Consider the following 26737-nt stretch of genomic DNA (forward strand, 5'->3'; position numbering starts at 1 on the left):
GGGGACCGCTCGGCACCAGCCACGAACCATCCCGCACCGGCCCCACAAGCCCGGCCCAGCACGGCTGGTCCGACAGGCCCGGCCGGCAGGGCCGGCCCGGAAGACCCCCGGCGGCTACTCCCGCCGCATCCTCGCCGCCCGCGCCACCGCGACCACCGCCTTCTCCAGGGCGTACTCCGGGTCGTCCCCCCCGCCCTTCACCCCCGCGTCCGCCTCCGCGATCGCCCGCAGCGCCACCGACACCCCGTCCGGCGTCCAGCCCCGCATCTGCTGCCGCACGCGGTCGATCTTCCACGGCGGCATTCCCAGCTCCCGCGCCAGGTCGGCGGGCCTGCCGCCCCGCGCCGACGACAGCTTGCCGATCGCCCGTACCCCCTGCGCGAGCGCGCTGGTGACGAGCACCGGCGCGACCCCGGTCGACAGTGACCAGCGCAGGGCCTCGAGGGCCTCCGCCGCCCGCCCCTCGACCGCACGGTCCGCGATGTTGAAGGAGGAGGCCTCGGCGCGGCCCGTGTAGTACCGCCCGACGACGGCCTCGTCGATCGTCCCGTCCACGTCGGACGTGAGCTGAGCGACCGCGGACGCGAGCTCCCGCAGATCGCTGCCGATCGAGTCCACGAGCGCCTGGCAGGCCTCCGGCGTGGCCGCCCGCCCGAGGGCGCGGAACTCCTGCCGTACGAACGTCAGCCGCTCCGCCGGCTTCGTCGTCTTCGGGCAGGCCACCTCCCGCGCCCCCGCCTTGCGCGCGGCGTCGAGCAGACCCTTGCCCTTGGCACCGCCCGCGTGGAGCAGGACGAGCGAGATGTCCTCGATCGGATCGTCGAGGTAGGCCTTGACGTCCTTGATCGTGTCGGCGGAGAGATCCTGCGCGTTCCGCACGACGAGCACCTTGCGCTCAGCGAAGAGCGAGGGGCTGGTGAGCTCCGCCAGCGAGCCGGGCTGGAGCTGGTCCGGCGTGAGGTCGCGCACATCCGTGTCGGCGTCGGCGGCGCGGGCGGCCGCCACCACCTCCTGGACGACACGGTCGAGGAGCAGGTCCTCCTGGCCCACGGCGAGCGTCACGGGGCCGAGGAGGTCGTCGGGGGAAGTCTTTCTGGTGGCCATCGCGATCCAGCATCCCACGGGCCACTGACAGCCATGCCCGAGAATGGCGGGGTGAGTGAACGACACGTACTGGTACTCCCCGACCGCGACGCCGCCGAGGAGGTCGCGGGGGAACTCCCCGATCGTTTCGGCGTCGCCGAGGAACCGCAGCTCGTACGGGACTCCCTCGCCGGGGAGGACGACGCCGAGGACGCCCAGTGGCTGGTGGTCGTCGAAGACCCGGAGGGCCGGCTCGACCCGGCGGCGCTCGACGGACTGGCCGCCGAGTACGACGGCTGGCTGGAGGCCCCGTAGCGCGGCGAGCGGACCGCCTACCCGCCGACCGGCGTCGCGGGCTCCCCTTCCCGCGCGGGAAGTTCCCGCATGCGCGGCAGTGGCGAGGGCAGCACCCACAGCACGGCGAGCACCGCCCCCACGGTGGCGATCCACAGGGTCGGGCGCAGCCCGATCGCGGTGCCGAGCAGACCGCCGACGAGCGCGCCGATCGGGCGGAAGCCGTGGTTGAGCGTCCGGTACGCCCCCATGACCCGGGCCCGAACGGCGTCCGGTATCAACGCCATCTGGAACGACCCCGCGGCGATGTCCACGATCATCACGCCCACGCATGACAGGAACTCGGCGAGGAACATCACGAACACCACCAGCGGAAGCGGGCCCTCGGCCAGGGGTATCAGGACCAGGGGCAGCGTGAATCCGAGGAACCCGGCGACGAGCGAGCCCCCGATGCCGATCCGCCGGACGACCACCCCGCTGAACACGGCTCCGAGGAGACCGCCCACGGCCCCGGCTCCGAGGATCAGCCCGAGCAGGCCCGCGGTGATGCCGAGTTCGGTGGTCACGTAGAGCACGAAGAGGGTGTGGAACATGTAGTTGAAGAACTGGACCGTGCCGGAGGCGGCGAACAGGGCTCGCATCGAGCGGTCCCGGAGCACCCAGCGCAGACCCTCGGTGAAGTGGCCCTTCTCCACGGGGGCCGGCGGGGGCTCGACCGGCCTGATCCGCGCCAGGTACCCGGCCGACACCAGATAGGTCAGGGCGTCCGCGAGCAGGGCCAGGGGAGCGGTGAGGAACTGCACGAGCAGGCCGCCGATCCCCGGCCCCGCAAGCCAGGCTGTCGAACGGCTGCCGTTGACCAGCGCGTTCGCCTGCACGTAGCTCTCGGTGGGGACGAGCGCCACGAAGAGCGTGGTGTTGCAGACCTCGAAGAGCACGGTGAGCGCGCCGATCCCGAAGGCCACCACGTACAGCTGGGTGAGGGTCAGCGCGTCGAGGGCGTAGGCCACGGGGAGGGTCAGCACCAGCGCCGCCCGCCCGAGGTCGGCCGCGATCATGGCGCGCCTGCGGCTCGCCTGCCGGTCGGCCCAGGCGCCGAGCGGCAGGTTGAGCAGGAGTGCGGGCAGGAGTTCGGCGGCCTTGAGCCAGCCCATCGCCGCCGCGTCGGCGCCGAGGACCAGGACGGCGGCGAGCGGGATCGCCATCAGGGATATCTGGTCCCCGGCGAGGGAGATGGTCTGCCCGGTCCAGTAGCGGCGGAAGGACCGCTCGCGCAGCAGCGCCGGTACGCGTTCCACGAGGGCCACGTCTCTACTCCTCTTCGCTTCCGGGGAGGTCCTGAGGGGTGACCTGAGGGGCGTCCTGGGAGGTTTCCTGAGGGATGTGGGGGATGTCCTGGGGCGAGTCCTGGTCCAGGTAGGCGATCCGCAGGACCGTGACGGGCCGGGCGCCCTCCGGCCGGAGGGAGGGATCCGACTGACGGGCCTCGTAGGGCCGCAGCAGCGCGTCGATCCGCTCGCCGAGGCCGGTCAGCTCCTCCGGCGTGAGGTGGAGCAGGGAGTCGCCGAACTCCTCCGCCTCCCGCCACTCCTTCGGCAGCCGGTGCCGGTTCTCCATGGCCCGGGTGACCCGCTCGAAGTAGCGCTCGGCGACGGCGGCGCTCAGCGCGTCGGCCGCCTCCGCGACCGTCGCGTCCTCGCTGTACTCCGGCCACTCCGTGTACCGGGCCGTCGCCCGCCAGGGCTTTTCCCGCCCCCGGCCGCCCGGTGCCTCCTCCACGAGCCCGTACTTGGCGAGTATCCGCAGGTGGTAGGAGCAGCTGGCCACGGACTCCCCGGTCAGTTCGGCGGCCCGGGTGGCGGTGAAGGGTCCGCTGCTGCGCAGCAGGCCCACCAGGGTCATCCGCAGGGGGTGGGCGTAGGCCCGCAGGGCTCGCGGGTCGGTGAGTCGGATACTGCGGGGCTGCTCGCCCCCGGGCTGCGGGTCGCTGGTCTCCGGCATGATGAAAAGGTATCTTTAGAAAGACTCCTCTACAAGCCTCCTCGCGGTACGGCCACCAACCCCGCCCCCGCTCCCGTCACCGCGATCGCCCCGTCCCGATCGGTCCGCAGCACCCGCGCCCCACCGCCCCGCAACGCCTCCATCGTCCGGGGCGAGGGATGCCCGTACGGGTTGTCGCGCCCCGTCGACACCAGCGCGAGCCGCGGCCGTACGGCCCGTATGAGCCCGGGGTCCTGATGGGCCGATCCATGGTGGGCCACCTTGAGCACATCCACCGGCGCGAGCCCCGGATGGGCCCGCAGCAAGGCCCGCTGGGCCGGCGGTTCCAGATCGCCGAGAAGCAGCAGGGTCACTCCTCCGGCGGTCCGGACGAGCAGCGTGACGCTGGCGTCGTTCGGCCCGTCGGACGACACCCCGGAACCCGGGCCCTCCGTCGGCCACAGCACCTGCCATTCCAGCGCTCCGGCCCGCCGCCGCTCCCCCGGCCCCGCGAGGATCACCGGCACACGCGCGGCCGCCGCCGTCCGCCGTACGAACCGGGCCTGGGCCGGCGGCTCTTCCAGCCCCGTCGTCTGGATCGCCCCCACCGACCGGCCCCGCAACACCCCCGGCAGCCCGGCCACATGGTCCGCGTGGAAGTGGGTCAGGACCAGCAACGGCACCCGCCGCACCCCGAGTTCACGCAGACAGCGGTCCACCGACACGGGATCGGGGCCCGCGTCGACGACGACGGCCGCGTCCCCGCCCGCCGCGAGCACCGTCGCATCCCCCTGCCCCACCTGGCACATCGCGAACACCCAGCCCGGCGGCGGCCAGCCGGTGGCCCATCGGGCCAACGGAACCGGCCGCACCACCACAAGGACCAGCAGTACGGCGACGAGCGCGCCGACCGGCCCCCGGTACGGCAGCTTTCGCACCCCGAGCACCACCAGAGCGGTGAGCAGGGCGAGGGCAAGGCCGCCCCACCATCCGCCGGACCACGCGAGCTCCGCCCCCGGCAGAGCGGCGCCGGTACGGGCCACCCCCGCGATCCACCCGGCGGGCCAACCAGCCACCCAGGCAAGGCCCTCCGCGGCCGGCGTCCAGACCGGGGCAAGGGCGAGCGCGGCGAAGCCGAACACCGTCGCGGGCGCCACCGCGAGCTCGGCGAACAGATTCGCCGGGATCGCGACCAGGCTCACCCGGGCGGCGAACACCACCACGACCGGAGCGCACACCGCCTGCGCCGCGAGGGAGGCCGCCAGCGCCTCCGCCAGCCTGCCCGGCACCCGGCGCCGACTCAGCGCCTCGCTCCACCTGGGGGCGACCGTGAGCAGCGCCCCGGTGGCGAGGACGGAGAGCAGGAATCCGTAACTCCGCGCGAGCCAGGGGTCGTAGAGCACCAGGAGCAGGACGGCGGCGGCCAGCGCGGGGATCAGCGATCTCCGGCGGCCGGTACCGATCGCGAGCAGCACGACGAGCCCACAGGCCGCGGCGCGCAGCACACTCGGGTCGGGCCGGCAGACGACCACGAAGGCGAGCGTCAGCGCTCCCCCGGCCAGCGCGGTGGCCCGCAGAGACATCCCCAGCAGGGGCGCGAGCCCGCCCCGCTCCACCTGGTGCGCCCGCCCGGGCCTGCCGACGAGCAGGAGCAGGACGATGGAGAGGTTGCTTCCGGAGACAGCGAGCAGGTGAGTGAGATCAGTGGCTTCGAAGGCGTCCCGCAGCTCGGGCCCGATCCGGGAGGTGTCCCCGACCACCAGGCCGGGCAGCAGGGCCCGCGCGTCGGGATCGAGCCCCTCGGTCGCCCGCCGCAGACCGGCGCGGAGCTCCCCCGCCGTCCGTTGCGTCGCGCTCGGGGGCCCGATGACGTGCGGCGGGCCGCCACCCGCGACCTTGAGCACGGCCGCGAAGGGCTCGCCGGGATGCGACGGCGGCGCGAGCCGGGCGGCGATCCTCAGCCGGGTGGAGGGCAGGAGCCGCAGCCATGCCTCCCGTCCGTCCCCCGGCGGCACGATCACCAGGACCGGCGCCCGGGTCCGGTGGACCGTACCGTCGGACCTCTCCGCCCGGGTCACCTCGCCGTCCAGGACGACCGAGACCGGAACCGTCTCGCTGCCCCGTACGCGCGGCCGGGTGAGCCGGGGGTCGGAGGTCACCGTCACCTCCAGTTGAGCCCGCGCGTACTCCTGTGCCAGGGCAGGTACGGGGCCCCGCCGCAGGTCCGCCGCGTGCAGCCCCGCCGAGGTGGCCCCGGCCGCGGCACACAGCAGGACTCCCGCGCAGGCGGTCGCCCGCAACCGCCACCCGGGCGCGCCCCGAGCGACGCCCCCGCCGCCGAGCCGCCGCGCCACGGCCGGGGCCATCAGGACGGCGGCTCCGGCCAGACAGACCGCGACACCGGCCAGCGTCCACCACCCCGGGACACCCACCGCGCAGGCCGCCGCCACCCAGGCCGCCACCGCGAGCGGGACGAGCCGGAGATCGGTGGGCCCCTCCCTCCACGGGGGCTCCGAGGCCCCCCGCTCGTCGCCCGTCGTCCCCTCGCGGTTCATGGCCGGACCAAGGGTTCGAGGTCGGCGAACCGCCGCTCGCCGATGCCGTTGACCTCGCGCAGCTCCCCCACGGACCGGAAGCCCCCGTGCTCGGTTCGATGGTCGACGATGTGCCGGGCGAGGACCGGGCCGACGCCCGGCAGGGTGTCGAGCTGCTCCACCGTGGCCGTGTTGAGGCTCAACGGCACCCCCGGCCCGGCCCCACCGGCGCCGGTCCCCGGACCGGAGCCGGAGCCGCCGACCGGTGTCCCCGGCAGCCCGACGAGGACCTGCTCACCGTCGAAGAGGACTCGGGCCCGGTTGAGCCCCGTGAGATCGGCGTCGGGCTTCGCCCCGCCCGCGGCGCGCAGGGCGTCCGCCACACGCGAGCCCGCGGGCAGGGTCAGCACTCCGGGCCTGCGCACCTTGCCGGCGACGTCGACGATCACCTTCGCACCGCCCGCCGTCGGCCCCGAACCCGGTCCCGCCCCTCCTCCGGCCCGTGAGGTGGGCGCGGCCGCCACGGGGACCGCGCGGACGAGGTCCGGCGCCCGCACCGGCTCCGGCCGCCCCGTCCAGAAGTAGCCGCCGGCGAGGGCCGCTGCCGCGACCAGGACCACCGACAGCGCGCCCAGCGCCCTCGGTTCGAGCCCGCACCGGGTCTGCACCCACACCGGGGTCCGCTCGCGGAGCGTCGCCGCCATCCGCTTCCAGGCACCGGGCGGGGACCCCCGCTCCACAGCCTCGGGAGCCCCTGGGGACTCCGCCACCGCAGGCTCTTCTGGCGGAGCCGCCGGTGCCGAGGGTGCCGCCGACGGGAACAGCGCGTCCCCCCGCCGCCGTACGACGCCCCCGGGAACCGTCGCGGCCGTCCTGACCCGGGCCCGCCTCCGGGCCCGCCCCACGGACGCGCCACGCGCCCCGGGGCGGCTCCGCCCGTCGGAACCCGGCGGCCTGCCGGGACCGCTGGACGGAGCGCCCGCCGCGCCGAGGACGTCAGGAGTGGTCGTTGCGATGCGTGTACGAAGAGTCATGCGGCTGACGGTAGGGATCACCGCCGTGCCGTGCGGGACTCACCCGGCTTCCGTGGACGGGGAGGTCCCTGTGGACAACTCCGTCACTCCCTCGGGGGACGGCCCGTCTCAGCGCGGCGAGACGACGACCGCGAGGAGCCCGGGCCCCGTGTGGGCGCCGATGACCGCCCCCACCTCGCTGACGTGGAGTTCCCCCATGCCCGGTACCCGCTCCCTCAGCCGGTCGGCGAGGACGGCGGCCCGTTCGGGCGCGGAGAGGTGGTGGACGGCGATGTCGACGGCGCCGGAACCGGCGCGTTCGACGGCGATCTCCTCGAGCCGTGCGATGGCCTTCGAGGCCGTCCGGACCTTCTCCCGCAGCTCGATCCGCCCGCCGTCGAGTTCGAGGAGCGGCTTCACGGCGAGCGCGGAGCCGAGCAGGGCCTGCGCCGCCCCGATGCGCCCGCCGCGGCGCAGATGGTCGAGGGTGTCGACGTAGAAGTAGGCGGAGGTTCCCGCCGCGCGCTTCTCGGCGGCCGCGACCGCCTCGTCCGGCGAGCCGCCCGCCTCCGCGACCTCCGCCGCCGCGAGCACGCAGAAGCCCAGCGCCATGCCCATCATGCGGGTGTCCACCACTCGCACGGGTACGGGGGCGTCCTTCGCCGCGAGGACGGCCGCGTCATAGGTCCCGGAGACCTCGGCGGACAGATGGAGCGAGACGACGCCTGGCGCGCCCGCCTCGGCGGCCGCGCGGTAGGCCTCGGCGAAGATCTCGGGGCTCGGCCGCGAGGTGGTGACGGACCGCTTCTTCTGGAGGGCCTCGACGAGGGCCCTGGCCGAGATCTCCGTACCTTCCTCAAGGGCGCGGTCGCCGATGACGACGGTCAACGGGACCGTGGTGATGGCGTGCCGCTCCCTCGTCTGGCGTGGCAGGTAGGCCGTGGAATCGGTGACGATCGCGACATGCCGGGACATGAGCGGGAGGTTACCCGCCGAAGCCGCCGCACGGCAGCCCGGCCCCCCGTCAGGTGGTGGTCTCCGGGCGGGCCGACTTCTCCCAGGGGTAGGCGGTCAGTCGGGGATCGGGCGCCGTGATCGCGGGCTGCTCGCCGCCGACCCCCGGGCCGCCCTGCGCCGACTTCCCTGACGCCCCGGCAGGGCGCGCCCGCTCCTCCCCGATACCGGTACCTGTTCCGGGAGCGGTTCCGGCGGCGGTTCCGGCGGCGGTCCCCGGCACCGGTCCCTGGGTGGTCTCCGGGCCGGTCCAGTGGCGCAGCGCACCCGCCTCGACGTCGATCTGGTCGCTGAGCGCCGACAGGTCGTCCTCGGCGAACTTGAGTGCGCGGTCCCGGGCGGCGCGGCGCAGCGCCTCGGCCGAGCCGGTGATCCGCTCGGTCCGCGCGGTGAGTTCGGGAAGCTGCGCCGACACGTAGGCCCGGTCGGGCTCCCGCTCAAGGCGCTTGAGGTCCTCGTCCAGTTCGAGTCCGTGCCCGCTGAGCCGGTGGAACAGGTCGAGCGACTCCTTCAGCGAGGCGTCCTCGCCGACCCCGGCCTGCAGCGCCTCCTGGGTGGCCCGCATCGAGGTGCGCAGCGACAGCCGCAGTCTGGCCAGCTCGCCGGCGACGCCGGTCTGGCCGAAGCTCTTGGCCCGCAGCGTCGTGTCCTCGACCGTGCGCCTGGCCTGGTCGATGGTGCGGTCGACGCCCCGCTTGGCGGCCTTGGCCGCCTTCACGGTGACGTAGACCCCGAGCACCACGAACGACAAGAAGAGCAGTGCCATGATCGTGATAATCGCGGCGTTCATGTGCGCCCCTCCGGCGTCCGTCGAGTCCCCACGGATGTGGTTCCTCCACGGTAAACGGAACGGGCAGGCCGAGGGTTCCATCGGAACCCCCAACCTGCCCGTAGGGGAAACCCCTATGTGCCGTCACACATGCCGTCAGCCGGCCACGATGTTGACCAGCTTCGGCGCCCGCACGATCACCTTGCGGATCTCCGCGCCGCCCAGAGCGGCGACCACGTGCGAGTCACCGAGCGCCAGCGTCTCCAGCTCGGCGTCCGTGATCGAAGGCGAGACCTCCAGGCGGGCCTTGACCTTGCCCTTGATCTGCACGACACAGGTCACGGTCTCGTCGACGACGTACGCCGGGTCGGCGACCGGGAAGTCCTGGTGGACGACCGAGTCGGCGTGGCCCAGCTTGCGCCACAGCTCCTCGGCGATGTGCGGGGCCAGCGGGGCGACCAGCAGCACCAGCTTCTCGGCGACCGGCCGGGAGAGCGGGGCACCCGACTTCGTCAGGTGGTTGTTCAGCTCGGTGACCTTGGCGATGGCGGTGTTGAAGCGCATGGCCGCCATGTCCTGCGAGACGCCGTCGATCGCCTTGTGCAGGGCGCGCAGCGTGTCCTCGTCGGCCTCGGTGTCGACGACGGTGACCTCGCCGGTCGACTCGTCGACGATGTTGCGCCACAGCCGCTGCAGCAGCCGGTACTGGCCGACCACCGCGCGCGTGTCCCAGGGCCGGGACACGTCCAGCGGGCCCATCGCCATCTCGTACAGGCGCAGGGTGTCGGCGCCGAACTCGGCGCAGATCTCGTCGGGCGTCACGGCGTTCTTCAGGGACTTGCCCATCTTGCCCAGGACTCGGCTGACCTTCTCGCCCTGGTACCAGAAGCCGCCGTCCCGCTCCTCGACCTCCGCCGCCGGCACGGCGATCCCGCGCGCGTCCCGGTAGACGAAGGCCTGGATCATGCCCTGGTTGTACAGCTTGTGGAACGGCTCGGCCGAGGAGATGTGACCCAGGTCGAACAGGATCTTGGACCAGAAGCGCGCGTACAGCAGGTGCAGCACGGCGTGCTCGGCGCCGCCGACGTACAGGTCGACGCCACCGGTCGGCATGCCCTCGCGGGGGCCCATCCAGTACTGCTCGACGGCCGGGTCGACCAGCTTCTCGGAGTTGTGCGGGTCGAGGTAGCGCAGCTCGTACCAGCAGGAACCCGCCCAGTTGGGCATGGTGTTGGTCTCGCGGCGGTAGCGGCGCGGGCCGGCGCCGTCGCCGAGGTCCAGGGTGACGTCGACCCAGTCCTCGTTGCGGGACAGCGGGGTCTCCGGCTGGGTGTCCGCGTCCTCCGGGTCGAAGGTGCGCGGTGAGTAGTCCTCGACCTCCGGCAGCTCCAGCGGGAGCATCGACTCGGGCAGCGAGTGGGCGACGCCGTCCTCGTCGTAGACGATCGGGAAGGGCTCGCCCCAGTACCGCTGGCGGCTGAACAGCCAGTCACGCAGCCGGAAGTTGACGGTGCCCTCGCCGATGCCGCGGTCGGCCAGCCAGGCGGTGATCTTCTCCTTGGCGTCGACGACGCCCAGGCCGTCCAGGGAGATGTCGTCGTTCGTGGAGTTGACCAGCTTCGCCTCGTACGAGGAGAAGGCGTCGTCCCACGTGGACGGGTCGGTGCCGCGGTCGTCGCTGGGCTGCACGACACAGCGCATCGGCAGCTCGAAGGCGCGCGCGAAGGCGAAGTCGCGGGAGTCGTGCGCCGGGACGGCCATGATGGCGCCGGTGCCGTAGCCCATCAGGACGTAGTCGGCGATGAAGACGGGGACCTGCTCGCCGCTGACCGGGTTGGTCGCGTACGCGCCGGTGAAGACGCCGGTCTTCTCCTTGGCGTCGGCCTGCCGCTCGACGTCGGACTTGGAGGCGGCCTGCTTGCGGTAGGCGTCGACGGCCTCGGACGGGGTGGCGTGTCCGCCGGTCCACACGTCGTGGGTGCCCTCGGGCCAGGCGGCCGGGACGATCTTCTCGACCAGTTCGTGCTCGGGGGCCAGAACCATGTAGGTGGCGCCGAACAGGGTGTCCTGGCGGGTGGTGAAGACGGTGATCGCACCGGTGTCGCCGACCTGGAAGTCGACGCGGGCGCCCTCGGAGCGGCCGATCCAGTTCCGCTGCTGCAGCTTGATGGCCTCGGGCCAGTCCAGCGCGTCCAGGTCGTCGAGCAGGCGGTCCGCGTAGGCGGTGATCCGCATGTTCCACTGGCGCAGCTTGGACTTGAAGACGGGGAAGTTGCCGCGCTCGGAGCGTCCGTCGGCGGTGACCTCCTCGTTGGCCAGGACCGTGCCCAGGCCGGGGCACCAGTTGACGGGCGCGTCGGAGGCGTACGCCAGGCGGTACTCGCCCAGGACGTCGGAGCGCTCGGCGGCGCTCAGCTCGCTCCACGCGCGCGTGGTGCCCGGCACCTCACGCGTGCCGTTCTCGAACTGCTCGATCAGCTCGGCGATCGGACGGGCCTTCCCGGCCTCGTCGTCGTACCAGGAGTTGAAGATCTGCAGGAAGATCCACTGGGTCCACTTGTAGTACTCGGGGTCGATCGTGGCGAACGACCGCCGCTTGTCGTGACCCAGGCCCAGGCGGCGCAGCTGGACCTTCATGTTCTCCATGTTGGCCTCGGTGGACACACGCGGGTGCGTGCCCGTCTGCACGGCGTACTGCTCGGCCGGCAGGCCGAAGGCGTCGAAGCCCAGGGTGTGCAGCACGTTGTGGCCGGTCATGCGCGCGTGGCGGGCGAAGACATCCGTGGCGATGTAGCCGAGCGGGTGGCCGACGTGCAGGCCCGCACCCGAGGGGTACGGGAACATGTCCATGATGAACTTCTTGGGCCGGGCGGCGACCGCGGGGTCGCCCGCCAGGTCACCGGTGGGGTTCGGCGCCTCGTACGTGCCCTCGGCGTCCCAGAAGTCCTGCCAGCGTGCCTCGATGTCGGCGGCCATGGCCGCCGTGTAGCGATGCGGGGCCGCCGTCTCGGCGGCCGTATTGATCTCGGTCATGGTCCTTGAAGCTCCATCGATCGTCTCTGCCCACTGCCACGGACTGCCGTGAAATGAAAAATCCCCTCGCACAGGAGGGGACGCCGCGCCGACTCCGACAGATGTCTGTCATCCGTCGGGACTGATCAGCGCGGCTCGGTAAGCAGAAGGCGTACGGCACGCATGGCGCCAGGGTACCGCAGGGCCCGAGCGGGCCGCACCGGCGTTCCACGGAGCGGCGCGGTGTGTACGGCGAGGGGAACGGGCACACGAAGAAACGGGCCACCCGATCCGGGTGGCCCGCTTCTTTTCTGTGGAGCTAAGGAGAATTGAACTCCTGACCTCCTGCATGCCATGCAGGCGCTCTACCAACTGAGCTATAGCCCCTTGCCTGTTTCCGTCTCCGTCTCGGTTTCCCTCGCGGCGACAGACAGAACATTAACCGGCTCCCCCGCAGATCTCCAAATCGATTCTCCTGGCCCCTCTGACCTGCGAGGTAGGGTCGCCGACTGTGTCCGTCTCCGTGCTCTCCCGAACCCGCGCCCGGCCGTGGCCCCTGGCCACCGCCGCGGCGGTCTGTCTGCTCTCGTTCGCGGCCTTCTGGGTGGCGCAACGCCTCGCCCACGTGAACATGCTCGACGTGATGGTCTACCGGGCCGAGGGCGAGACGGTGCGGGCCGGCGGCGACCTGTACGCGATGCGCGCCACATCGGCGAACCTCGGCATGACCTATCCGCCCTTCGCGGCCCTGCTGTTCGTCCCGCTGACCCTGGTGGGCGTGCCGCTGATGCGGACGCTCGCCACGGCGGGGAACCTGCTCCTGGTCGTCGCCCTGGTCCAGCTGTCGCTCCAGCTGGTCCGCCCCTCGCTGTCCCGTACGGACCTGTGGCGTACGACGCTGTGGGTCGCCGCGGCCGTGGTCTGGTGCGAGCCGGTGTGGACGACCCTGCGGTACGGCCAGATCAACCTGCTCATAGCGGTGGCGGTGCTCTGGGACCTGACCCGCCGGCCGGGCAGCCGCTGGGCCGGGCTCGGCATCGGCCTGGCGACGGCGGTGAAGCTCACACCGGGGCTCTTCGTGGTCCTGCTGCTCGTCGCGGGAGTGCTGCTGTGGCGCCGTGACCGGGTCTGGAACACGTGGCTGCGCACGGCCGCGACGGCGACCGGGGTGTTCCTGGGGACGACGCTGGCCGTGGCGCTCGTACTGCCGGCGGACTCGAAGCGGTTCTGGACGGAGACCCTGTTCGAGACGGGCCGGGTCGGCTTCGCCGAGGAGACCGCCAACCAGTCGATCCGCGGGGTCCTGGCGCGGCTGATGCACACCGACGACCCGGGCATGTGGTGGGCGGTGAGCGCGGCGCTCCTGGGCGGCGCGGCGATGGTGCTCGCGGTACGGGCCGCCCTCCGCGGCGACAAGGCGGTGGCGGTGGTCGTCTGCGCGTTCACGGCGCTGATGATCAGCCCGATCTCGTGGTCGCACCACTGGGTCTGGTGCGTGCCCCTGCTGATCCTGCTCGCGGACCGCGCCACGCGCGCGTGGCAGGTGACGGGGGCGGTGGCCCTCGCCTTCGCCTCGTTCGCGCTGTGGTGGGTCCCGCACGACCCGGGCCGGCCCGAGCTGGACCAGAACGCGGGTCAGATGGTGCTGTCGGCCGTCTATCCGCTGACGGCGACGGCGCTGCTCGTGGGGTACGCCCTGACCCTGCGGCGTCAGGCCGTGGCGAAGGAGTAGAACCGCTTGAGGGTGCAGTGCTCATCGAGGAGCCGGCCGTAGATCGGCTCCCCCTCCAGCTCGCGGTACGTCTCGATGGGGTCGCCTTTTATGATCAGCGCCCTCGCGCACTCCTCGCACCAGTACTGGAACCCCGGATTGACGGGGTCCATGTCGCGCACGATGGGCGTGCCGCTGCCGCACCAGTCGCATTTCCGCCTGTGTGCACCCATCAGTCAGCTCCAGCTGTGGCCGCAGGCCGTGCACCCACAGGACACCCCGCCGTTGTCGCCGAGCACTTGGGCCACCCTCCCGTCCGGATCGTCGTCCCCCTCCGGCCGTCCGATTCTGCCATGGCCCCGCAAGGGGGTCAGCGTGCTCGGCGTGACGGTCCGGCGGCCGCCCCGATGAGCGCGGCGACGGCCAGGGCGAGGGCGGCCGCCCACAACGCGTCGGCGGAGTCCCGCGCCCCGGATCCGGCCGCCGCGCCGAGGAAGACGGTGCCGAAGGCGGCGACCCCGATGAGCTGGCCGAGCTGGGTGACGGTGGCGAGCAGTCCGCTGGCGTCGGCGGCGTCCTCGGGCCGTACGGCGGCGAGGGCGCCGGTCAGGGCGGGGCTGAAGGCCAGCGAGATCCCGGCGCCGAGCGCGCCCAGGGCCGGATAGAGACCCCAGCCGCCGGTGCCGCCGTCCGCGAGCAGCAGCCCCACGGCGAGGACCGCCGCGGCGGTGATCAGGAAGCCGCCCGGGACGAGAGCGCGGTGCAGCCGGGCGGGCAGGCGTCGCCAGGTCAGTCCGACGGCGCCGAAGACGACGGCGGCGGGACCGAAGGTGAGCCCGGCGCGCAGGGCGCTGTGCCCGAGACCGCCCTGCAGGTGCAGGGTGAGGGTGAACAGGAAGCCGGCGTTGACACCCATCGCCAGGGTGATCCCGAGGACGGCCCGTCCCATACCGGGGAGCCGCAGGACCCGTGGGGCGATGAGCGGTGCGCCGCCGCGCCGGGCCAGCCCCGACTCGTACGCGCCGAAGAGGGCGAGGAACGCCAGGGAACCGCCGAGGGAGAGCCAGGACCACAGCGGCCAGTCCTCTTCCTGGCCGAGGACCAGCGGGACGGTCAGCAGGGACACGGCGGCGGCGAGCAGGAGCAGGCCCGGCAGGTCGAGGTCACGCGCGCGCGTGGGTGCCGTCCTGGTGTCGCGGGGCAGGACGCGGGCGCCGAGGGCGAGCAGGGCGACGCCGATCGGGACGTTGACGAGGAAGACGGGCCGCCAGCCGGTGCCGAAGAGGTCGGCGCTCACCAGGACGCCGCCGACGACCTGCCCCGCGGCGGCGCCGGTGGCCAGGACCGCGGAGTAGGCGCTGAGCGCCCGGACCCGGCGCTCGCCGGTGAAGTGACGCTGGATGAGGCTGAGCACCTGCGGGATCATCAGGGCGGCGCCCGCGCCCTGCGCGAGCCGGAAGGCGATCAACTGCCCGGTCCCGGCGGCGAGTCCGCAGGCGAGGGAGGCCGCGGTGAAGAGGGCGAGGCCGAAGAGGTACATCCGGCGGTGCCCGAGCAGGTCCCCGAGACGCGCTCCGGTGATCAGCAACACGGCGTAGGCGATGGTGTATCCGGCGACCACGAGCTGCAGTCCGGCTCCGGACGCGGAGAGTTCGGCCCGGATCGTGGGCGCGGCGACATTGACGATGAAGACGTCGAGCAGCGCCATGAACTGGGCGGCGAGGAGCACACCGAGCAGCGGTCTGGGGCGATTGTCGGTGCCACCGTCTTTACTGAGTGCGGGACGTGTTGTGGTCGGGGTCATGCGCCGAGCGTGACCCTGATCGAATACGGGTAACGAGAGCCCGCTGATGCTGGTACTGACACCACCTGGCAGCGGCGGCACGGGGACTCGACCATGGGGGTGTGACGATCGTGGCAGCAGCACCGACACAGCGGCGGCGACGGCCGGAACTGGCCGCGTTCCTGCGCAGCCGCAGAGCCAGGGTGACCCCGGAGGACGTCGGGATGCCGCCGGGACTCCGCCGCCGTACGCCGGGGCTGCGCCGTGAGGAGGTCGCCCAGCTCTCCGGGGTCGGCGTCACCTGGTACACCTGGCTGGAACAGGGGCGTCCGATCAACGCCTCGGCGCAGGTTCTCGACGCGGTCGCCCGCACCCTGCGGCTCGACCGGCCCGAGCGCGAGCACCTCTACCACCTGGCGGAGGTGCCGTACGCCCCCGAGCGGGCCGCCGCGGACACCGAGGCGGTCAGCCCGGAGCTCCAGGGCATCCTCGACGCCCTGGACCCGCACCCGGCGGTGCTCTACAACGCGCGGTACGACGTGCTCGCGACGAACGCCATGTACGAGCGGCTCTTCTTCCAGGAGGGACGGAACGACCTGGACACCGGCCCGTTCGGCATACGCAACGTGCTGTGGGCGCTCTTCAGCGTCCCGGGCCCGACGTGCCCGGTCGTCGACCGGAAGCGGGAGCTGCCGCTGATGGTGGCCCAGTTGCGCGGCGCGTACGGACGTCATGTGGGCGAGCCCGCCTGGGAGGAGTTCGTACGGGCGCTCGCGGAGGCCAGTCCGGAGTTCGCCCGGCTGTGGCACAGCGGTGACGTGGTCCCGCCGGGGACACGGGTGAAGGTCTTCCGCCACGAGCGGGCGGGGGAGCTCCGGTTGACCTCGGTCTCCCTCTCCGTGAACGGGATGCCGGAGTGCCGGATCGTGACGTACACGCCGAACGACGAGGAGAGCCGCCAGGGGCTCGCGTCCCTGAGCCAGGTGACGTAACGACGAATCCCGCCCCCTGCTGGGGACGGGATCCGGTGATTGTGGAGCTAAGGAGAATTGAACTCCTGACCTCCTGCATGCCATGCAGGCGCTCTACCAACTGAGCTATAGCCCCTCGTGTTCTTCGCGCTCCGCGCTGCGAACAAGAAGAACTTTAGCCTGTGACCTGCCGGAAAGTGAAATCCGGTCCGGCAGGCCGGTCGCGGGGCTCAGTCGTCGTCGCCGAGCACCGGCTCGGGCAGCGTGCCCGCGTTGTGCTCCATCAGACGCCAGCCACGGGCGCCCTCGCCGAGGACCGACCAGCAGCAGTTCGAGAGGCCACCCAGGCTCTCCCAGTGCCGGGACTCCAGCTCGAGGAGCCGGCCGATGGTGGTGCGGATCGTGCCGCCGTGGCTCACCACGACGAGCGTGCCGTCCTCGGGCAGCTTGTCGGCGTGCTCGAGGACCACCGGGGCGGCCCGGTCGGCCACCTCGGTCTCCAGCTCTCCGCCGCCCCGGCGCACGGGCTCGCCGCGCTTCCAGGCGGCGTACTGGTCGCCGTACCGCGCCACGATCTCGTCATGGGTCAGCCCCTGCCACTCCCCCGCGTACGTCTCGCGCAGCGCGGAGTCGTGGGCGACGGCGTGGCCGGTGAGCGCGGCCAGCTCGGCGGCGGTGGCCGCCGCCCGCTTCAGGTCGGAGGCGACGATGGCGTCCGGCTTCAGCGCGGCGAGCAGCCGTGCGGCCCGGCGCGCCTGGGAGACGCCGGCCTCCGTCAGCTCGATGTCCGTCGAGCCCTGGAAGCGGCGCTCCAGGTTCCAGGAGGTCTGGCCGTGGCGCCAGAGGACGATGCGGCGGCCTCTGCCGCCCTTGGTGGTGCTCAGCGCAGCTCACCGTCCGCTTCGTCGGGGAGTCCGGCGGCGTGGTCGCTGAGGTCGATCCCGGCGAGTTCCGCGTGCTCGGCGCCCTTGCCGCGCGTCTTCTGCGCGTCCTCGGGGAGCGGCAGCTCGGGGCAGTCCTTCCAGAGCCGCTCCAGGGCGTAGAAGACGCGCTCCTCGCTGTGCTGGACGTGGACGACGATGTCGACGTAGTCCAGGAGGATCCAGCGGGCGTCGCGGTCGCCCTCGCGGCGGACCGGCTTGGCGCCGAGGTCCTTGTTCAGGCGCTCCTCGATCTCGTCGACGATCGACTTGACCTGGCGGTCGTTGGGCGCGGAGGCGAGCAGGAAGGCGTCGGTGATCGACAGCACATCGCTGACGTCGTACGCGATGATGTCGTGCGCGAGCCGGTCGGCGGCCGCCTGAGCGGCGGCGTTGACGAGTTCGATGGAACGATCCGTGGCGGTCACAAGCAGGCTTTCGTAGGCGGTCCAGTACCCCTCCAGGGTCTCACGGACCGCCGACGCCCCCGCCAACGATTTACGGAGTGCCGTTACCGGGCTCCCGGAACCTCGTAGTCCCTGCCCAGGACCACGGTGACCGCGGCCGCGCCCGAGGGCTTGCCCTTGGTCACCGAGTCGGCCGGCAGACCCAGCGTCGTGGCGACCTCGGCCGCCGTCGCCTTGTGGGCGTCGTCACCGTAGAGGACCTGCGACTTCTCCCTGGTGCCCGTCTCGGCGCCGCCGACGAAGGCGTATCCGCCGTTGATCAGGACGATCTTGGCGGCCTCGGCCGCGTCCTTCCCGGATCCGTCCCGCAGCGAGACCTTGGGCACCTCGCCCGCCTCGGGTGCGGTGACCTTTCCGCCGAGGATGTCCTTCACCACACTGGCGCCGTCGTCCTCGTTCAGCGTGCCGTCCTCCGCGACCGGGAGCAGGGCCGTCTTGTGGTCGCCGATCTTGGCGTGCTCGGCGAGCCTGGCGAGGGAGGCGGCCAGGTCCTTCTCGGGGAGCGAGGGGTCGAGGATCTGCTGGAGGGTCTCGATGGTGACCGTGGCGGCCTCGGGGTCGGAGGAGATCTTCCGCAGCACGCCGTACATGACCTGTCCGAAGCGCTGGAGCTGCGCGGCCTCGGCCTCGCTGGGCGCCCGGTAGGTGGCGTATGCGACGGCGGCGCGGCCGTTGAGCGTCTGCTTCTCGCCCTTCCTGACGAGCGGCTCGGCGCCCTTCTTGGTGTCGGGGACGTCCGTGTCGGTGTCGGTCTCGATACCGCTGACGGTCTCGACGAGGTTCTCCAGGTACGGGGTGTCCAGGCGCCAGGTGCCGGTGATCCGGGTGCCGAGGAGGTTGCCGATCGCCTCCCGGGTTCCGCCGGCCCCGTCGTCCTCGACGGACTTGCCGAGGGTGGTCGCGGAGCCCTCGTCGTCGGCGACGACGACGGAGTTGGGGATGAGGACCGTGGTGCCCTGGCGGGTGGTCGTGTTGTCCACCAGGAGAGCGGTGGAGGTGCCGCCGTTCTTGGTGTCGTGGAGGTGGACGACGATCGTGTCGCGCTTCTGGGGGCCGCCGGTCGCGGTGCCGCCCTTCTGTTCCTCGTCGGACGAGCCGGGGAGGTGGCCCGCGGACCAGAGGTAGCCGACGCCTCCCACGACCGCGAGGACGAGCACGACGACGAGCGCGACGACCCGGTTGCGGCCGCGCCGCCTGGCCTCCTCGCGCCGCTCCGAACGGCTCTCGGTGAACTTGAGCCAGTCGATGACGTCCTCGGAGTCCTCGTCCGGCTCCTCGATGAACGAGAACTGCTCGGTGCGGTACTCGCGCTCGTCGTCACCGGCCGGCCGGGCCGGGGTGGACCGCTCGGGCGCGGGGCGCTGGCCGGGGACACCGGCCGGGGCCGCGACGGGCGCCGCAGGAGCCGCGGGGGCGGCCGGAGCCGCCTGCGAGGGGCCGGTCGCGGGAGTGGCGGCGGGCTCGGCCGGGGTGGCCCACTGCTGTCCCGTGTCGTACGAGGGGTAGGCGTAGCCCTGCTGCCCGTACGGGTCGTACTGCGGTTCCTGGGACTGCTGCTGCGGTTGTTGCTGCTGGGCCGCGTAGGGGTCGTAGCCGTACCCCTGCTGCGGCTGCTGGGCCTGCTGCTGGGGGCCGCCGCCGTACGGGTCGTACTGCTGCGGGTCGTACTGTCCCTGCGCCTGCTGCGGCGCCTGCGGTTGCTGGTACACCGGCTGCCCGTACTCGTCGTAGCCGATGATCTGCGGCTGCGGATAGTACGGGTCGTACGGATGCTGCTGATCGTTCACCGGTGCCCCTCCCCGAAGCTCACTCGCCGCGGTACAACTGGCGCTTGTCGATGTAGCGCACCACGCCGTCCGGGACCAGGTACCAGACGGGATCCCCCTGCGCGACCCTCGCCCGGCAGTCGGTGGAGGAGATGGCGAGCGCGGGGACCTCGACCAGCGAGACACCGCCCTTGGGCAGTCCGTCGTCGGTCAGGTCGTGGCCCGGGCGGGTGACGCCGATGAAGTGGGCGAGCGAGAAGAGCTCCTCGGCGTCGCGCCAGGTGAGGATCTGCGACAGCGCGTCGGCCCCGGTGATGAAGAACAGGTCCGAGTCGGTGTTGAGGGCGTGCAGGTCCCGCAGGGTGTCGATGGTGTAGGTCGCGCCGCCGCGGTCGATGTCGATGCGGCTGACCGAGAACTGGGGGTTGGAGGCCGTCGCGATGACCGTCATCAGATAGCGGTCCTCGGGCGCCGAGACGGCCCTGTCGCTCTTCTGCCACGGCTGCCCGGTCGGCACGAACACCACCTCGTCCAGGTGGAACAGGGCGGCGACCTCGCTGGCCGCCACCAGGTGTCCGTGGTGGATCGGGTCGAAGGTTCCGCCCATCACGCCGAGTCGGCGCTTCCCGCGCCCGCCAGTAGGCATTTCCTGCTCTCCCATGCGTGCAGAGCCTACTGGCACGGCAGCGGACGCCTGATCAGGGTCGCCGGTTCAGCGGTCGCGGTTGAAGCGGGTGGTGATCCACAGCATCAGCATCAGGACACCGAAGGCGCCGAAGCCGGTGAGGTAGGGGCTGAGGCTTTCGTGGTTGCCGCCGTGCTCGGCGCCCTCGGCGAGAGAGACCAGGTTGGCGGCGGTGCTGTGGAGGCTCATCTTCGACAGACCTATCGATCGGGGATGGGAGCGGAGACTTCGCGCACATCGTATGCGGGCCGTCCCGACGGGCTCACGCCGACTCAGGCCTTGACGCCGCGGTCCGTGCCGCCGTCCGTGCCGCCGCCGTTGCCGTCGTCAGCGGTGTCGGCGGTGTCCGGCATGTCGGCCGTGCTCCTCCGTCGTCCTCGGTGCCCGAGTTATCCACAGGCCCCGGCACGCGGTAGCGCCAACGCCTAGGCTGGGGGGCGTCAGGGGGACGAGCACCGACTCGTACGAACAGGGGGCATCCATGACCGAGAACGACCAGGGGAACGTGCCGAGCAGGCAGCGCAAGCGCTTCCCCGGCATCTCCTCGCGGGCCTACGAGCATCCTGCCGACCGCTCGGCGCTGGTGGCGCTGCGCAAGCTCAGCGGCTTCGACACGGTCTTCAAGGCGCTCAGCGGGCTGCTGCCCGAGCGCAGCCTGCGACTCCTCTTCCTCTCGGACTCCGTCCGGGTGAGCGACGCGCAGTTCAGCCATCTCAACGACATGCTGCGGGACGCCTGTTACATCCTGGACCTGGAGAAGGTCCCGCCGATGTACGTGACGCAGGACCCGAAGCCCAACGCCATGTGCATCGGCCTCGACGAGCCGATCATCGTCGTCACCACCGGTCTGGTGGAGCTCCTCGACGAGGAGGAGATGCGGGCGGTCGTCGGCCACGAGGTCGGACACGCCCTCTCCGGGCACTCCGTGTACCGCACGGTGCTGCTCTTCCTCACCGGCCTGGCGCTCAAGATCGCCTGGATCCCGCTGGGGAACGTCGCGATCATGGCCATCGTGACGGCGCTGCGCGAGTGGTTCCGCAAGTCGGAGCTCTCCGCCGACCGGGCCGGGCTGCTCGTCGGCCAGGACGTCCAGGCCTCGATGCGCGGTCTGATGAAGATCGCCGGCGGCAACCACCTCCACGAGATGAACGTGGACGCGTTCCTCGCCCAGGCCGACGAGTACGAGAAGTCCGGGGACCTGCGGGACTCGGTCCTCAAGATCCTCAACGTGCTGCCGCGGTCGCACCCCTTCACCACCGTCCGGGCGGCGGAGCTGAAGAAGTGGTCGGAGAGCCGCGACTTCCAGCGGACCATGGACGGTCACTACCCGAAGCGCTCGGAGGACAAGGACACCTCGGTCACGGACTCCTTCCGCGAGTCGGCAGGGCACTACGCCGACACGGTGCGGACCAGCAAGGATCCGCTGATGAAGCTGGTCGGGGACATAGCCGGAGGCGCCGGTGACCTGGCGGGCGACCTCGGCGGGCGGCTGCGCAACCGGTTCGGCGGCGGTCCCGCCCCGAAGGGGCCGGACGGCGGCGGAACGGCGGCCGGAGACGGCAAGGGCCCCGAGGGCGGCGAGGGCCCCGGGGACGGTCAGAACGAGGGCTGAGCCTTCGGCGCCAGCGCTCCGCAGAGCGAGGGGGCGGCGGGCCGGCCCGTGGCGTACGGGTCGGTGACCGCCGGGCCGTCACCCGCCCCGGAGGCCCTCGCCCCCGCCAGGAGCGGCTTCAGGGAGCCGGTGGCGTCCGCGCCGCACGCCTGGGGGCCCGCCTCGACGGTGCTGGTCACCAGCTCGGCGCGGTGCATGCGCAGGTCCTCGCGGTCGAACCGGAAGTGCAGCTCGCGGTGGACGGTGAAGAGCGACGCCTCGGCGACCGGTCCCGCGCCCCGCACGGCCGGGCGGAGTGCGTAGGTGTACGTGTGGTCCGCGGTGACGTCCAGGGTGTCGGGCCCGGTCTCCTCGAAGCGGAGGGTGCCCTGGACGCGGGTGGCGGGATCCGCGAGGACCACCTGCCGGGGGTCGAAGCGGACGATCCAGCCCGCGAGGGCGTGCCGGCCGTCGTCGGCCGGTTCCTCGACGCTGCGGTCGAACTGTGCCAGCTGGTCCGGGTCGATCAGCAGGCGCGGGGGCCGGACGGTCGCCCCGGACAGGACGTCGGGTTCCAGGGCGGAGGCCACCAGATAGTCCTTGGCGATGCTGAGGGCGGTGACGACCTGGCTCTCGGCGAAGTGGGTGGTGCGTCCCGTGATGGGCAGGTTGATGCCGGCGGCCCCGGTGCGGTGCTCGGCGGCGGGGCTGTGGTCGAACAGCCGGGCCGGCACGCCGCCCGGCACGGGGCCCTGGGGAGCGAGTGGGACCACGGTGGTCCGCAGCGGCTCGGCCCGCTGGTCGATGGGGGGCTGGTACGGGTTGCGGACGCCGAGGTAGATGGCGGTGCCGAAGGCGAGGAGGATCAGCAGGACCAGCATGAGGGCCTGGCGGGAGCCGCTCCTGCCCTCCCCCGAGGAGGTACGGCTGCGGACGGCCAGGGCGTGCTCGCCCATCCGCTCCTGGGCCGAGAACTCCTGGAGGTGGGCAGCGCGGACGAACGCCTCGTCGAAGACGACGGATCGGTATTCGTCCTCACCGCCGGGGAACCCCTCGGGTGTCCCCTCAGGCGGGTCGCCACGCCCTGCCATACCTTCAGGGTAGGTCCGCGGGGGCTTCGGTAAACGCCCAGGTACACGACAAGTTCCGAGGAATTCCGTCGGCGGGACGAGCCGGGGCCGGCGGAGGTCGGACCGGGCGGTTCGGCCGCTCGGGGGACGGCGAGTGCCGTTCGGGGGACGCGGCCGCTATTCGGGGGCTGCCGACCGTGCCGCGGGGGCGTGGGCGGCGGGTGGGGCCGGGTGCGGCTTGGGCGTGTCGACTCCGGTCGTGGCCGGCGGGGGGACCTGGTCCTGGCGGTTGGCGGCGGCGCCCCGGTAGACGGCGCTGAAAGCCAGGGCGACCATCCCGATTCCCATGAGGACGGCGAGCAGCCAGGCGACGGGCCGGTGCCAGCGGGGGCCGCCCCGGTAGGGCCGCAGCGCGCCGCCGTGACGGCCGTAGGGGCTGGCGTCGTCGCCGACGTCGTCGGGCTCGTAGGTCGGCCCGGTGGGGTCGTGGAGGTCCTCGTAGGGGTCGTCGTCGGCCGGTCCTCCGCCGGCGCGGGCGCGGGCCGCCTCGGCCTCGGCGCGGGCCTGTGCGGCGGCGAGGAGCCGCTCGACCGCGGTCGGCTCGTGCACGGTGGCCGCCCGTACGAAGTCCTCGTCGAACACCACGTCGGCGTGGACCTCGTCGGCGCCTCCGCGGTCGACAGAGTCCTCAGGGTCCCCGCCGTCCTGGAACGGCCTGCCCCCCACGTCGTCCGGCACGGATTCAGAGTAGACCCGGGAGGTGGTTTTGGGCAGGGAGAGTGCGAACCCTCCCCGCCCGTACGGAAAGGAGGGATTACCGCACGTGACCGTCGCCGGTGACGATGTACTTGGTCGAGGTCAGCTCCGGAAGGCCCATGGGGCCCCGGGCGTGCAGCTTCTGGGTGGAGATGCCGATCTCGGCGCCGAAGCCGAACTCGCCGCCGTCGGTGAACCGGGTGGAGGCGTTCACGGCGACCGTGGTGGAGTCGACCAGCTGGGTGAAGCGGCGGGCCGCGGCCTGCGAGGTGGTGACGATCGCCTCGGTGTGGCCGGAGGACCAGGTCCGGATGTGCTCGACGGCCTTGTCGAGGGAGTCGACGACGGCGGCGGCGATGTCGTACGAGAGGTACTCGGTCTCCCAGTCCTCCGCCGTGGCGGGGACGACGGTGGCCTTGGAGCCCTCGGCGAGGGCGAGGACCCGCTCGTCGGCGTGGACGGTGACGCCGGCCTCCGCGAGGGCGTCGAGGGCCCGGGGCAGGAAGGCCTCGGCGACGTCCTGGTGGACGAGGAGGGTCTCGGCCGCGTTGCAGACGCTGACCCGGTGGGCCTTGGAGTTGAGCAGGATGTCCACGGCCATGTCGAGGTCGGTCTGCGCGTCGACGTAGACGTGGCAGTTGCCGGTGCCGGTCTCGATGACCGGGACGGTGGACTCCTCGACGACCGTCCGGATCAGGGAGGCGCCGCCGCGCGGGATGAGGACGTCGACGAGGCCGCGGGCGCGCATCAGCTCGCGGACCGACTCGCGGGACTCGCCGGGGACGAGCTGGATGGCGTCGGCGGGCAGCCCGGCGCCGCCGACGGCGTCCCGCAGGACCTTCACCAGGGCGGTGTTGGAGGCGTACGCGGAGGACGAGCCGCGGAGCAGGACGGCGTTGCCGGACTTGAGGCAGAGGGCGGCGGCGTCGACGGTGACGTTGGGGCGGGCCTCGTAGATGATGCCGACGACGCCGAGCGGCACGCGGATCTGGCGGAGGTCGATGCCGTTGGGGAGGGTGGAGCCGCGGACGACCTCGCCGACGGGGTCGGGCAGCGCGGCCACGTGACGGACGTCGGCGGCGATGGCCCGGACGCGCTCCGGGGTCAGGGTGAGCCGGTCGATGATCGCCTCGCTGGTCCCGGCTTCGCGGGCCTTGGCGATGTCCTCGGCGTTGGCCTCGACGATCTCGGCGGTGCGGACTTCGAGGGCGTCCGCGATCGCCAGCAGGGCGTCGTCCTTGGCCGCGCGCGGGAGTGGCGCGATTTCGGCGGCGGCGCCACGGGCCCGGTAGGCGGCCCGGGTGACCGGGGAGAGGTTGTCGAGGGGCGTGAGCGAGGTCATGCCCGCAGGGTACTGGCACCCCTGCGGACATCCCTCACGTATCCCGCACTCCGAGACGTACATCCACCGGCGCGAGACGGGCGCCGTAGCGGGGCCCCTCCGCCGCTCAGTACGGGTGGACGCCGACCGGGGCGGCCGGGGGTGGGCCGTAGCCCTCCGCGATCCGCTGGTGGTAGGTCTCGCGGTCGATGACCTCCAGGCCGACGATCTCCCACGGCGGCAGTTTGGCGGTCTGCCGGTGCTCGCCCCAGAGCCGCAGGGCGACGGCCGCGGCGTCGTGGAGGTCGCGGGCCTCCTCCCAGTACCGGATCTCCGCGTGATCGTTGGCGTACCGGCTGGTCAGCAGGAAGGGGTGGTCGTGGGCCAGCTGCTCGAGCCCGCGTCGCACCTCCTTCAGCGGCGACTCCACACCCGACACGCTGAGGGTGATGTGCCAGAGTCTGGACACGGGCTGTTCCCTGGCGCGTGCCTCACGCGCCTCGCGAACCTCATGTGTCTCGGTGGTGGTCTCGGTCGTTCTGTCCGTGGACCTGTCCCGTGCCTCGTCGAAGTCGGCTCCGGCCTCGACACTGGTCAGGGCGCGTTCGGCAGTCCCTCGGGGCGGTGCCCCTGGGCGCGCTCGTCTCACCGGCGGCCTCCTGTGTGATGCGTGTGGTGCTGTACCCCGCCCTGCTCTTAACCCCCGAGACAAAGTTGACCAGCCCGAGGCGGCACGTGGGGCGGTTTTGGTAAACGTCCCTTCCGGATGGCCACACTTTCAGCCGTTTCGGGAGGGCCGCGAGGGTCAGCCGATGACGACCAGGTCGTCGCGGTGGACGACTTCGCGCTCGTACTCGGGTCCGAGTTCCTTGGCGAGCTCAGGGGTGGAGCGTCCCAGCATCCGGGGCATCTCCTTGGCGTCGAAGTTGACGAGACCGCGGGCGACGGCCCGGCCCTCGGTGTCGCGGAGCTCCACGGGGTCGCCGGCCACGAAGTCGCCCTCGACTCCCGCGACACCGGCCGCGAGCAGCGACTTCTTGCCCTCGACGACGGCGCGTACGGCTCCGGCGTCCAGGGTGAGGGAGCCCTGCGGGGTGGAGGCGTGGGCGAGCCAGAGGAGCCGGTCGGCGGAGCGGCGGCCGGTGCGGTGGAAGTACGTGCCGGTGTCACGGCCGGTGAGCGCGTCGGCGGCGCGGCTCGCGGAGGTGAGGACCACGGGGATGCCCGCGGCGGCGGCGATCCGGGCGGCCTCGACCTTGGTGACCATGCCGCCGGTGCCGACGCCCGCCTTGCCGGCCGAGCCGATCTCCACGTGGGCGATGGACTCCGGTCCCGTGACCTCCGCGATCCTCGACGTGCCGGGCTTGGACGGGTCGCCGTCGTAGAGGCCGTCGACGTCGGAGAGGAGGACGAGCAGGTCGGCGCGGACCAGATGGGCGACGAGGGCGGCGAGCCGGTCGTTGTCACCGAAGCGGATCTCGTCCGTGGCGACGGTGTCGTTCTCGTTGACGACGGGCAGCGCGCCCATCGCGAGGAGCTGGTCGAGGGTCCGGTAGGCGTTGCGGTAGTGGGCGCGCCTGCTGGTGTCGTCGGTGGTGAGGAGGACCTGTCCGACGCGGACGCCGTAGCGGGCGAAGGAGGCGGTGTACCGGGCGACGAGGAGTCCCTGGCCGACGCTGGCGGCGGCCTGCTGGCGGGCGAGGTCCTTGGGGCGGCGGGTGAGGCCGAGCGGTGCGAGGCCCGCCGCGATGGCGCCGGAGGAGACGAGGACGATCTCCTTCTCGCCGCCGCTGCGGATCTTGGCGAGCACGTCGACGAGGGCGTCGACGCGGTCGGCGTCGAGTCCCCCGGAGGCCGTGGTGAGCGAGGAGGAGCCGACCTTGACGACGATCCTGCGGGCCTCCGTCACGTACTGCCTCGCCACGTCCGTCTGTCCCGTCACCTGCGTCGTCACCTGCGTCGTCCTCACTCGGCTGTCCCGCGCGACGCGTGCTCCC

General features: G+C 72.5%; 24 protein-coding genes and 2 tRNA genes. 4 read left to right on the plus strand and 22 right to left on the minus strand.

Annotation, left to right across the window (positions count from 1 at the left end):
* Positions 1-114: 114 nt before the first annotated feature.
* Entirely contained in the window at positions 115-1104 is a 990-nt protein-coding gene (gene holA / locus ACZ4VK_RS03820) for a DNA polymerase III subunit delta (protein ID WP_468348097.1), read from the minus strand.
* Positions 1105-1137: 33 nt separating this feature from the next.
* Here holA and ACZ4VK_RS03825 point away from each other — a divergent pair, with 33 nt between their 5' ends.
* Positions 1138-1398, plus strand: a complete 261-nt coding sequence (locus ACZ4VK_RS03825; RefSeq protein WP_389679148.1) for a hypothetical protein — start codon at positions 1138-1140, stop codon at positions 1396-1398.
* A 17-nt stretch (positions 1399-1415) separates the two neighbouring features.
* On the opposite strand, the gene ACZ4VK_RS03830 is transcribed toward ACZ4VK_RS03825, so the two are convergent.
* From ACZ4VK_RS03830 to ACZ4VK_RS03865, 8 genes are all read right to left on the minus strand, one after another.
* Positions 1416-2684 (minus strand): MFS transporter, encoded by a 1269-nt coding sequence (locus ACZ4VK_RS03830; protein ID WP_468348099.1) that lies wholly within the window; start codon positions 2682-2684, stop codon positions 1416-1418.
* 4 nt (positions 2685-2688) lie between these two features.
* On the minus strand, positions 2689-3378 hold the full coding sequence (locus ACZ4VK_RS03835) for a winged helix-turn-helix domain-containing protein (RefSeq protein ID WP_468348101.1): 690 nt from the start codon (positions 3376-3378) through the stop codon (positions 2689-2691).
* 29 nt (positions 3379-3407) lie between these two features.
* Positions 3408-5912, minus strand: coding sequence for a ComEC/Rec2 family competence protein (locus tag ACZ4VK_RS03840; RefSeq protein ID WP_468348103.1), 2505 nt, complete (start codon positions 5910-5912; stop codon positions 3408-3410).
* Positions 5909-6661, minus strand: coding sequence for a ComEA family DNA-binding protein (locus tag ACZ4VK_RS03845; RefSeq protein ID WP_468348105.1), 753 nt, complete (start codon positions 6659-6661; stop codon positions 5909-5911). Before ACZ4VK_RS03845 ends, ACZ4VK_RS03840 begins: the two co-directional genes overlap by 4 nt.
* A 372-nt stretch (positions 6662-7033) precedes the next feature.
* Positions 7034-7879 carry a DegV family protein gene (locus ACZ4VK_RS03850; protein ID WP_468348107.1) on the minus strand — a complete coding sequence of 282 codons (846 nt, stop codon included), beginning with the start codon at positions 7877-7879 and terminating at the stop codon, positions 7034-7036.
* 49 nt (positions 7880-7928) lie between these two features.
* Positions 7929-8708, minus strand: a complete 780-nt coding sequence (locus tag ACZ4VK_RS03855; RefSeq protein ID WP_468348109.1) for a hypothetical protein — start codon at positions 8706-8708, stop codon at positions 7929-7931.
* A 135-nt stretch (positions 8709-8843) separates the two neighbouring features.
* Positions 8844-11720 carry a leucine--tRNA ligase gene (gene leuS, locus ACZ4VK_RS03860; protein WP_468348111.1) on the minus strand — a complete coding sequence of 959 codons (2877 nt, stop codon included), beginning with the start codon at positions 11718-11720 and terminating at the stop codon, positions 8844-8846.
* Between the two features lie 293 nt (positions 11721-12013).
* Positions 12014-12086, minus strand: a tRNA-Ala gene (locus ACZ4VK_RS03865).
* Between the two features lie 124 nt (positions 12087-12210).
* Between ACZ4VK_RS03865 and ACZ4VK_RS03870 the strand changes: the two genes are divergently transcribed.
* A complete protein-coding gene (locus ACZ4VK_RS03870; RefSeq protein WP_468348113.1) occupies positions 12211-13431 on the plus strand; it encodes a glycosyltransferase 87 family protein in 1221 nt (406 codons plus the stop codon).
* Here the strand turns inward: ACZ4VK_RS03870 and ACZ4VK_RS03875 are convergent.
* Entirely contained in the window at positions 13410-13643 is a 234-nt protein-coding gene (locus ACZ4VK_RS03875; RefSeq protein WP_015033559.1) for a hypothetical protein, read from the minus strand. The genes ACZ4VK_RS03870 and ACZ4VK_RS03875 overlap by 22 nt on opposite strands.
* A 137-nt stretch (positions 13644-13780) precedes the next feature.
* Positions 13781-15214, minus strand: a complete 1434-nt coding sequence (locus ACZ4VK_RS03880) for an MFS transporter (RefSeq protein ID WP_468348115.1) — start codon at positions 15212-15214, stop codon at positions 13781-13783.
* 101 nt (positions 15215-15315) lie between these two features.
* Here ACZ4VK_RS03880 and ACZ4VK_RS03885 point away from each other — a divergent pair, with 101 nt between their 5' ends.
* Positions 15316-16185 carry a helix-turn-helix transcriptional regulator gene (locus ACZ4VK_RS03885; RefSeq protein ID WP_468348117.1) on the plus strand — a complete coding sequence of 290 codons (870 nt, stop codon included), beginning with the start codon at positions 15316-15318 and terminating at the stop codon, positions 16183-16185.
* A gap of 42 nt (positions 16186-16227) precedes the next feature.
* Here ACZ4VK_RS03885 and ACZ4VK_RS03890 read toward each other — a convergent pair.
* The 6 genes from ACZ4VK_RS03890 to ACZ4VK_RS03915 form a co-directional block, all read right to left on the minus strand.
* Positions 16228-16300, minus strand: a tRNA-Ala gene (locus tag ACZ4VK_RS03890).
* A 94-nt stretch (positions 16301-16394) separates the two neighbouring features.
* A complete protein-coding gene (locus ACZ4VK_RS03895) occupies positions 16395-17048 on the minus strand; it encodes a histidine phosphatase family protein (protein WP_468348838.1) in 654 nt (217 codons plus the stop codon).
* Positions 17045-17512, minus strand: coding sequence for a ribosome silencing factor (rsfS, locus tag ACZ4VK_RS03900; protein WP_468348840.1), 468 nt, complete (start codon positions 17510-17512; stop codon positions 17045-17047). The genes ACZ4VK_RS03895 and rsfS overlap by 4 nt, the downstream gene beginning before the upstream one ends.
* Positions 17513-17595: 83 nt before the next feature.
* Positions 17596-19338 carry an LCP family protein gene (locus ACZ4VK_RS03905; protein WP_468348119.1) on the minus strand — a complete coding sequence of 581 codons (1743 nt, stop codon included), beginning with the start codon at positions 19336-19338 and terminating at the stop codon, positions 17596-17598.
* A gap of 19 nt (positions 19339-19357) precedes the next feature.
* Positions 19358-19978: a nicotinate-nucleotide adenylyltransferase gene (gene nadD, locus ACZ4VK_RS03910; protein WP_468348121.1), complete on the minus strand. Its 621-nt coding sequence runs from the start codon at positions 19976-19978 to the stop codon at positions 19358-19360.
* A gap of 51 nt (positions 19979-20029) precedes the next feature.
* On the minus strand, positions 20030-20191 hold the full coding sequence (locus ACZ4VK_RS03915) for a hypothetical protein (RefSeq protein WP_468348123.1): 162 nt from the start codon (positions 20189-20191) through the stop codon (positions 20030-20032).
* A gap of 292 nt (positions 20192-20483) precedes the next feature.
* Between ACZ4VK_RS03915 and ACZ4VK_RS03920 the strand changes: the two genes are divergently transcribed.
* Complete coding sequence (locus ACZ4VK_RS03920; protein WP_468348125.1) at positions 20484-21614, plus strand: M48 family metallopeptidase; 1131 nt, start codon at positions 20484-20486, stop codon at positions 21612-21614.
* Here the strand turns inward: ACZ4VK_RS03920 and ACZ4VK_RS03925 are convergent.
* From ACZ4VK_RS03925 to proB, 5 genes are all read right to left on the minus strand, one after another.
* Positions 21599-22684, minus strand: coding sequence for an SCO2583 family membrane protein (locus tag ACZ4VK_RS03925; RefSeq protein WP_468348127.1), 1086 nt, complete (start codon positions 22682-22684; stop codon positions 21599-21601). The genes ACZ4VK_RS03920 and ACZ4VK_RS03925 overlap by 16 nt on opposite strands.
* Positions 22685-22840: 156 nt before the next feature.
* A complete protein-coding gene (locus tag ACZ4VK_RS03930) occupies positions 22841-23401 on the minus strand; it encodes an SCO2584 family spore wall biosynthesis protein (protein ID WP_468348130.1) in 561 nt (186 codons plus the stop codon).
* A 76-nt stretch (positions 23402-23477) separates the two neighbouring features.
* On the minus strand, positions 23478-24761 hold the full coding sequence (locus tag ACZ4VK_RS03935; protein ID WP_468348132.1) for a glutamate-5-semialdehyde dehydrogenase: 1284 nt from the start codon (positions 24759-24761) through the stop codon (positions 23478-23480).
* A 106-nt stretch (positions 24762-24867) separates the two neighbouring features.
* A complete protein-coding gene (locus ACZ4VK_RS03940) occupies positions 24868-25389 on the minus strand; it encodes a hypothetical protein (RefSeq protein ID WP_468348134.1) in 522 nt (173 codons plus the stop codon).
* A gap of 156 nt (positions 25390-25545) precedes the next feature.
* Positions 25546-26649, minus strand: coding sequence for a glutamate 5-kinase (proB, locus tag ACZ4VK_RS03945; protein ID WP_468348842.1), 1104 nt, complete (start codon positions 26647-26649; stop codon positions 25546-25548).
* Between the last annotated feature and the right edge of the window lie 88 nt (positions 26650-26737).

The sequence above is a fragment of the Streptomyces sp. NPDC028711 genome, assembly GCF_055565415.1.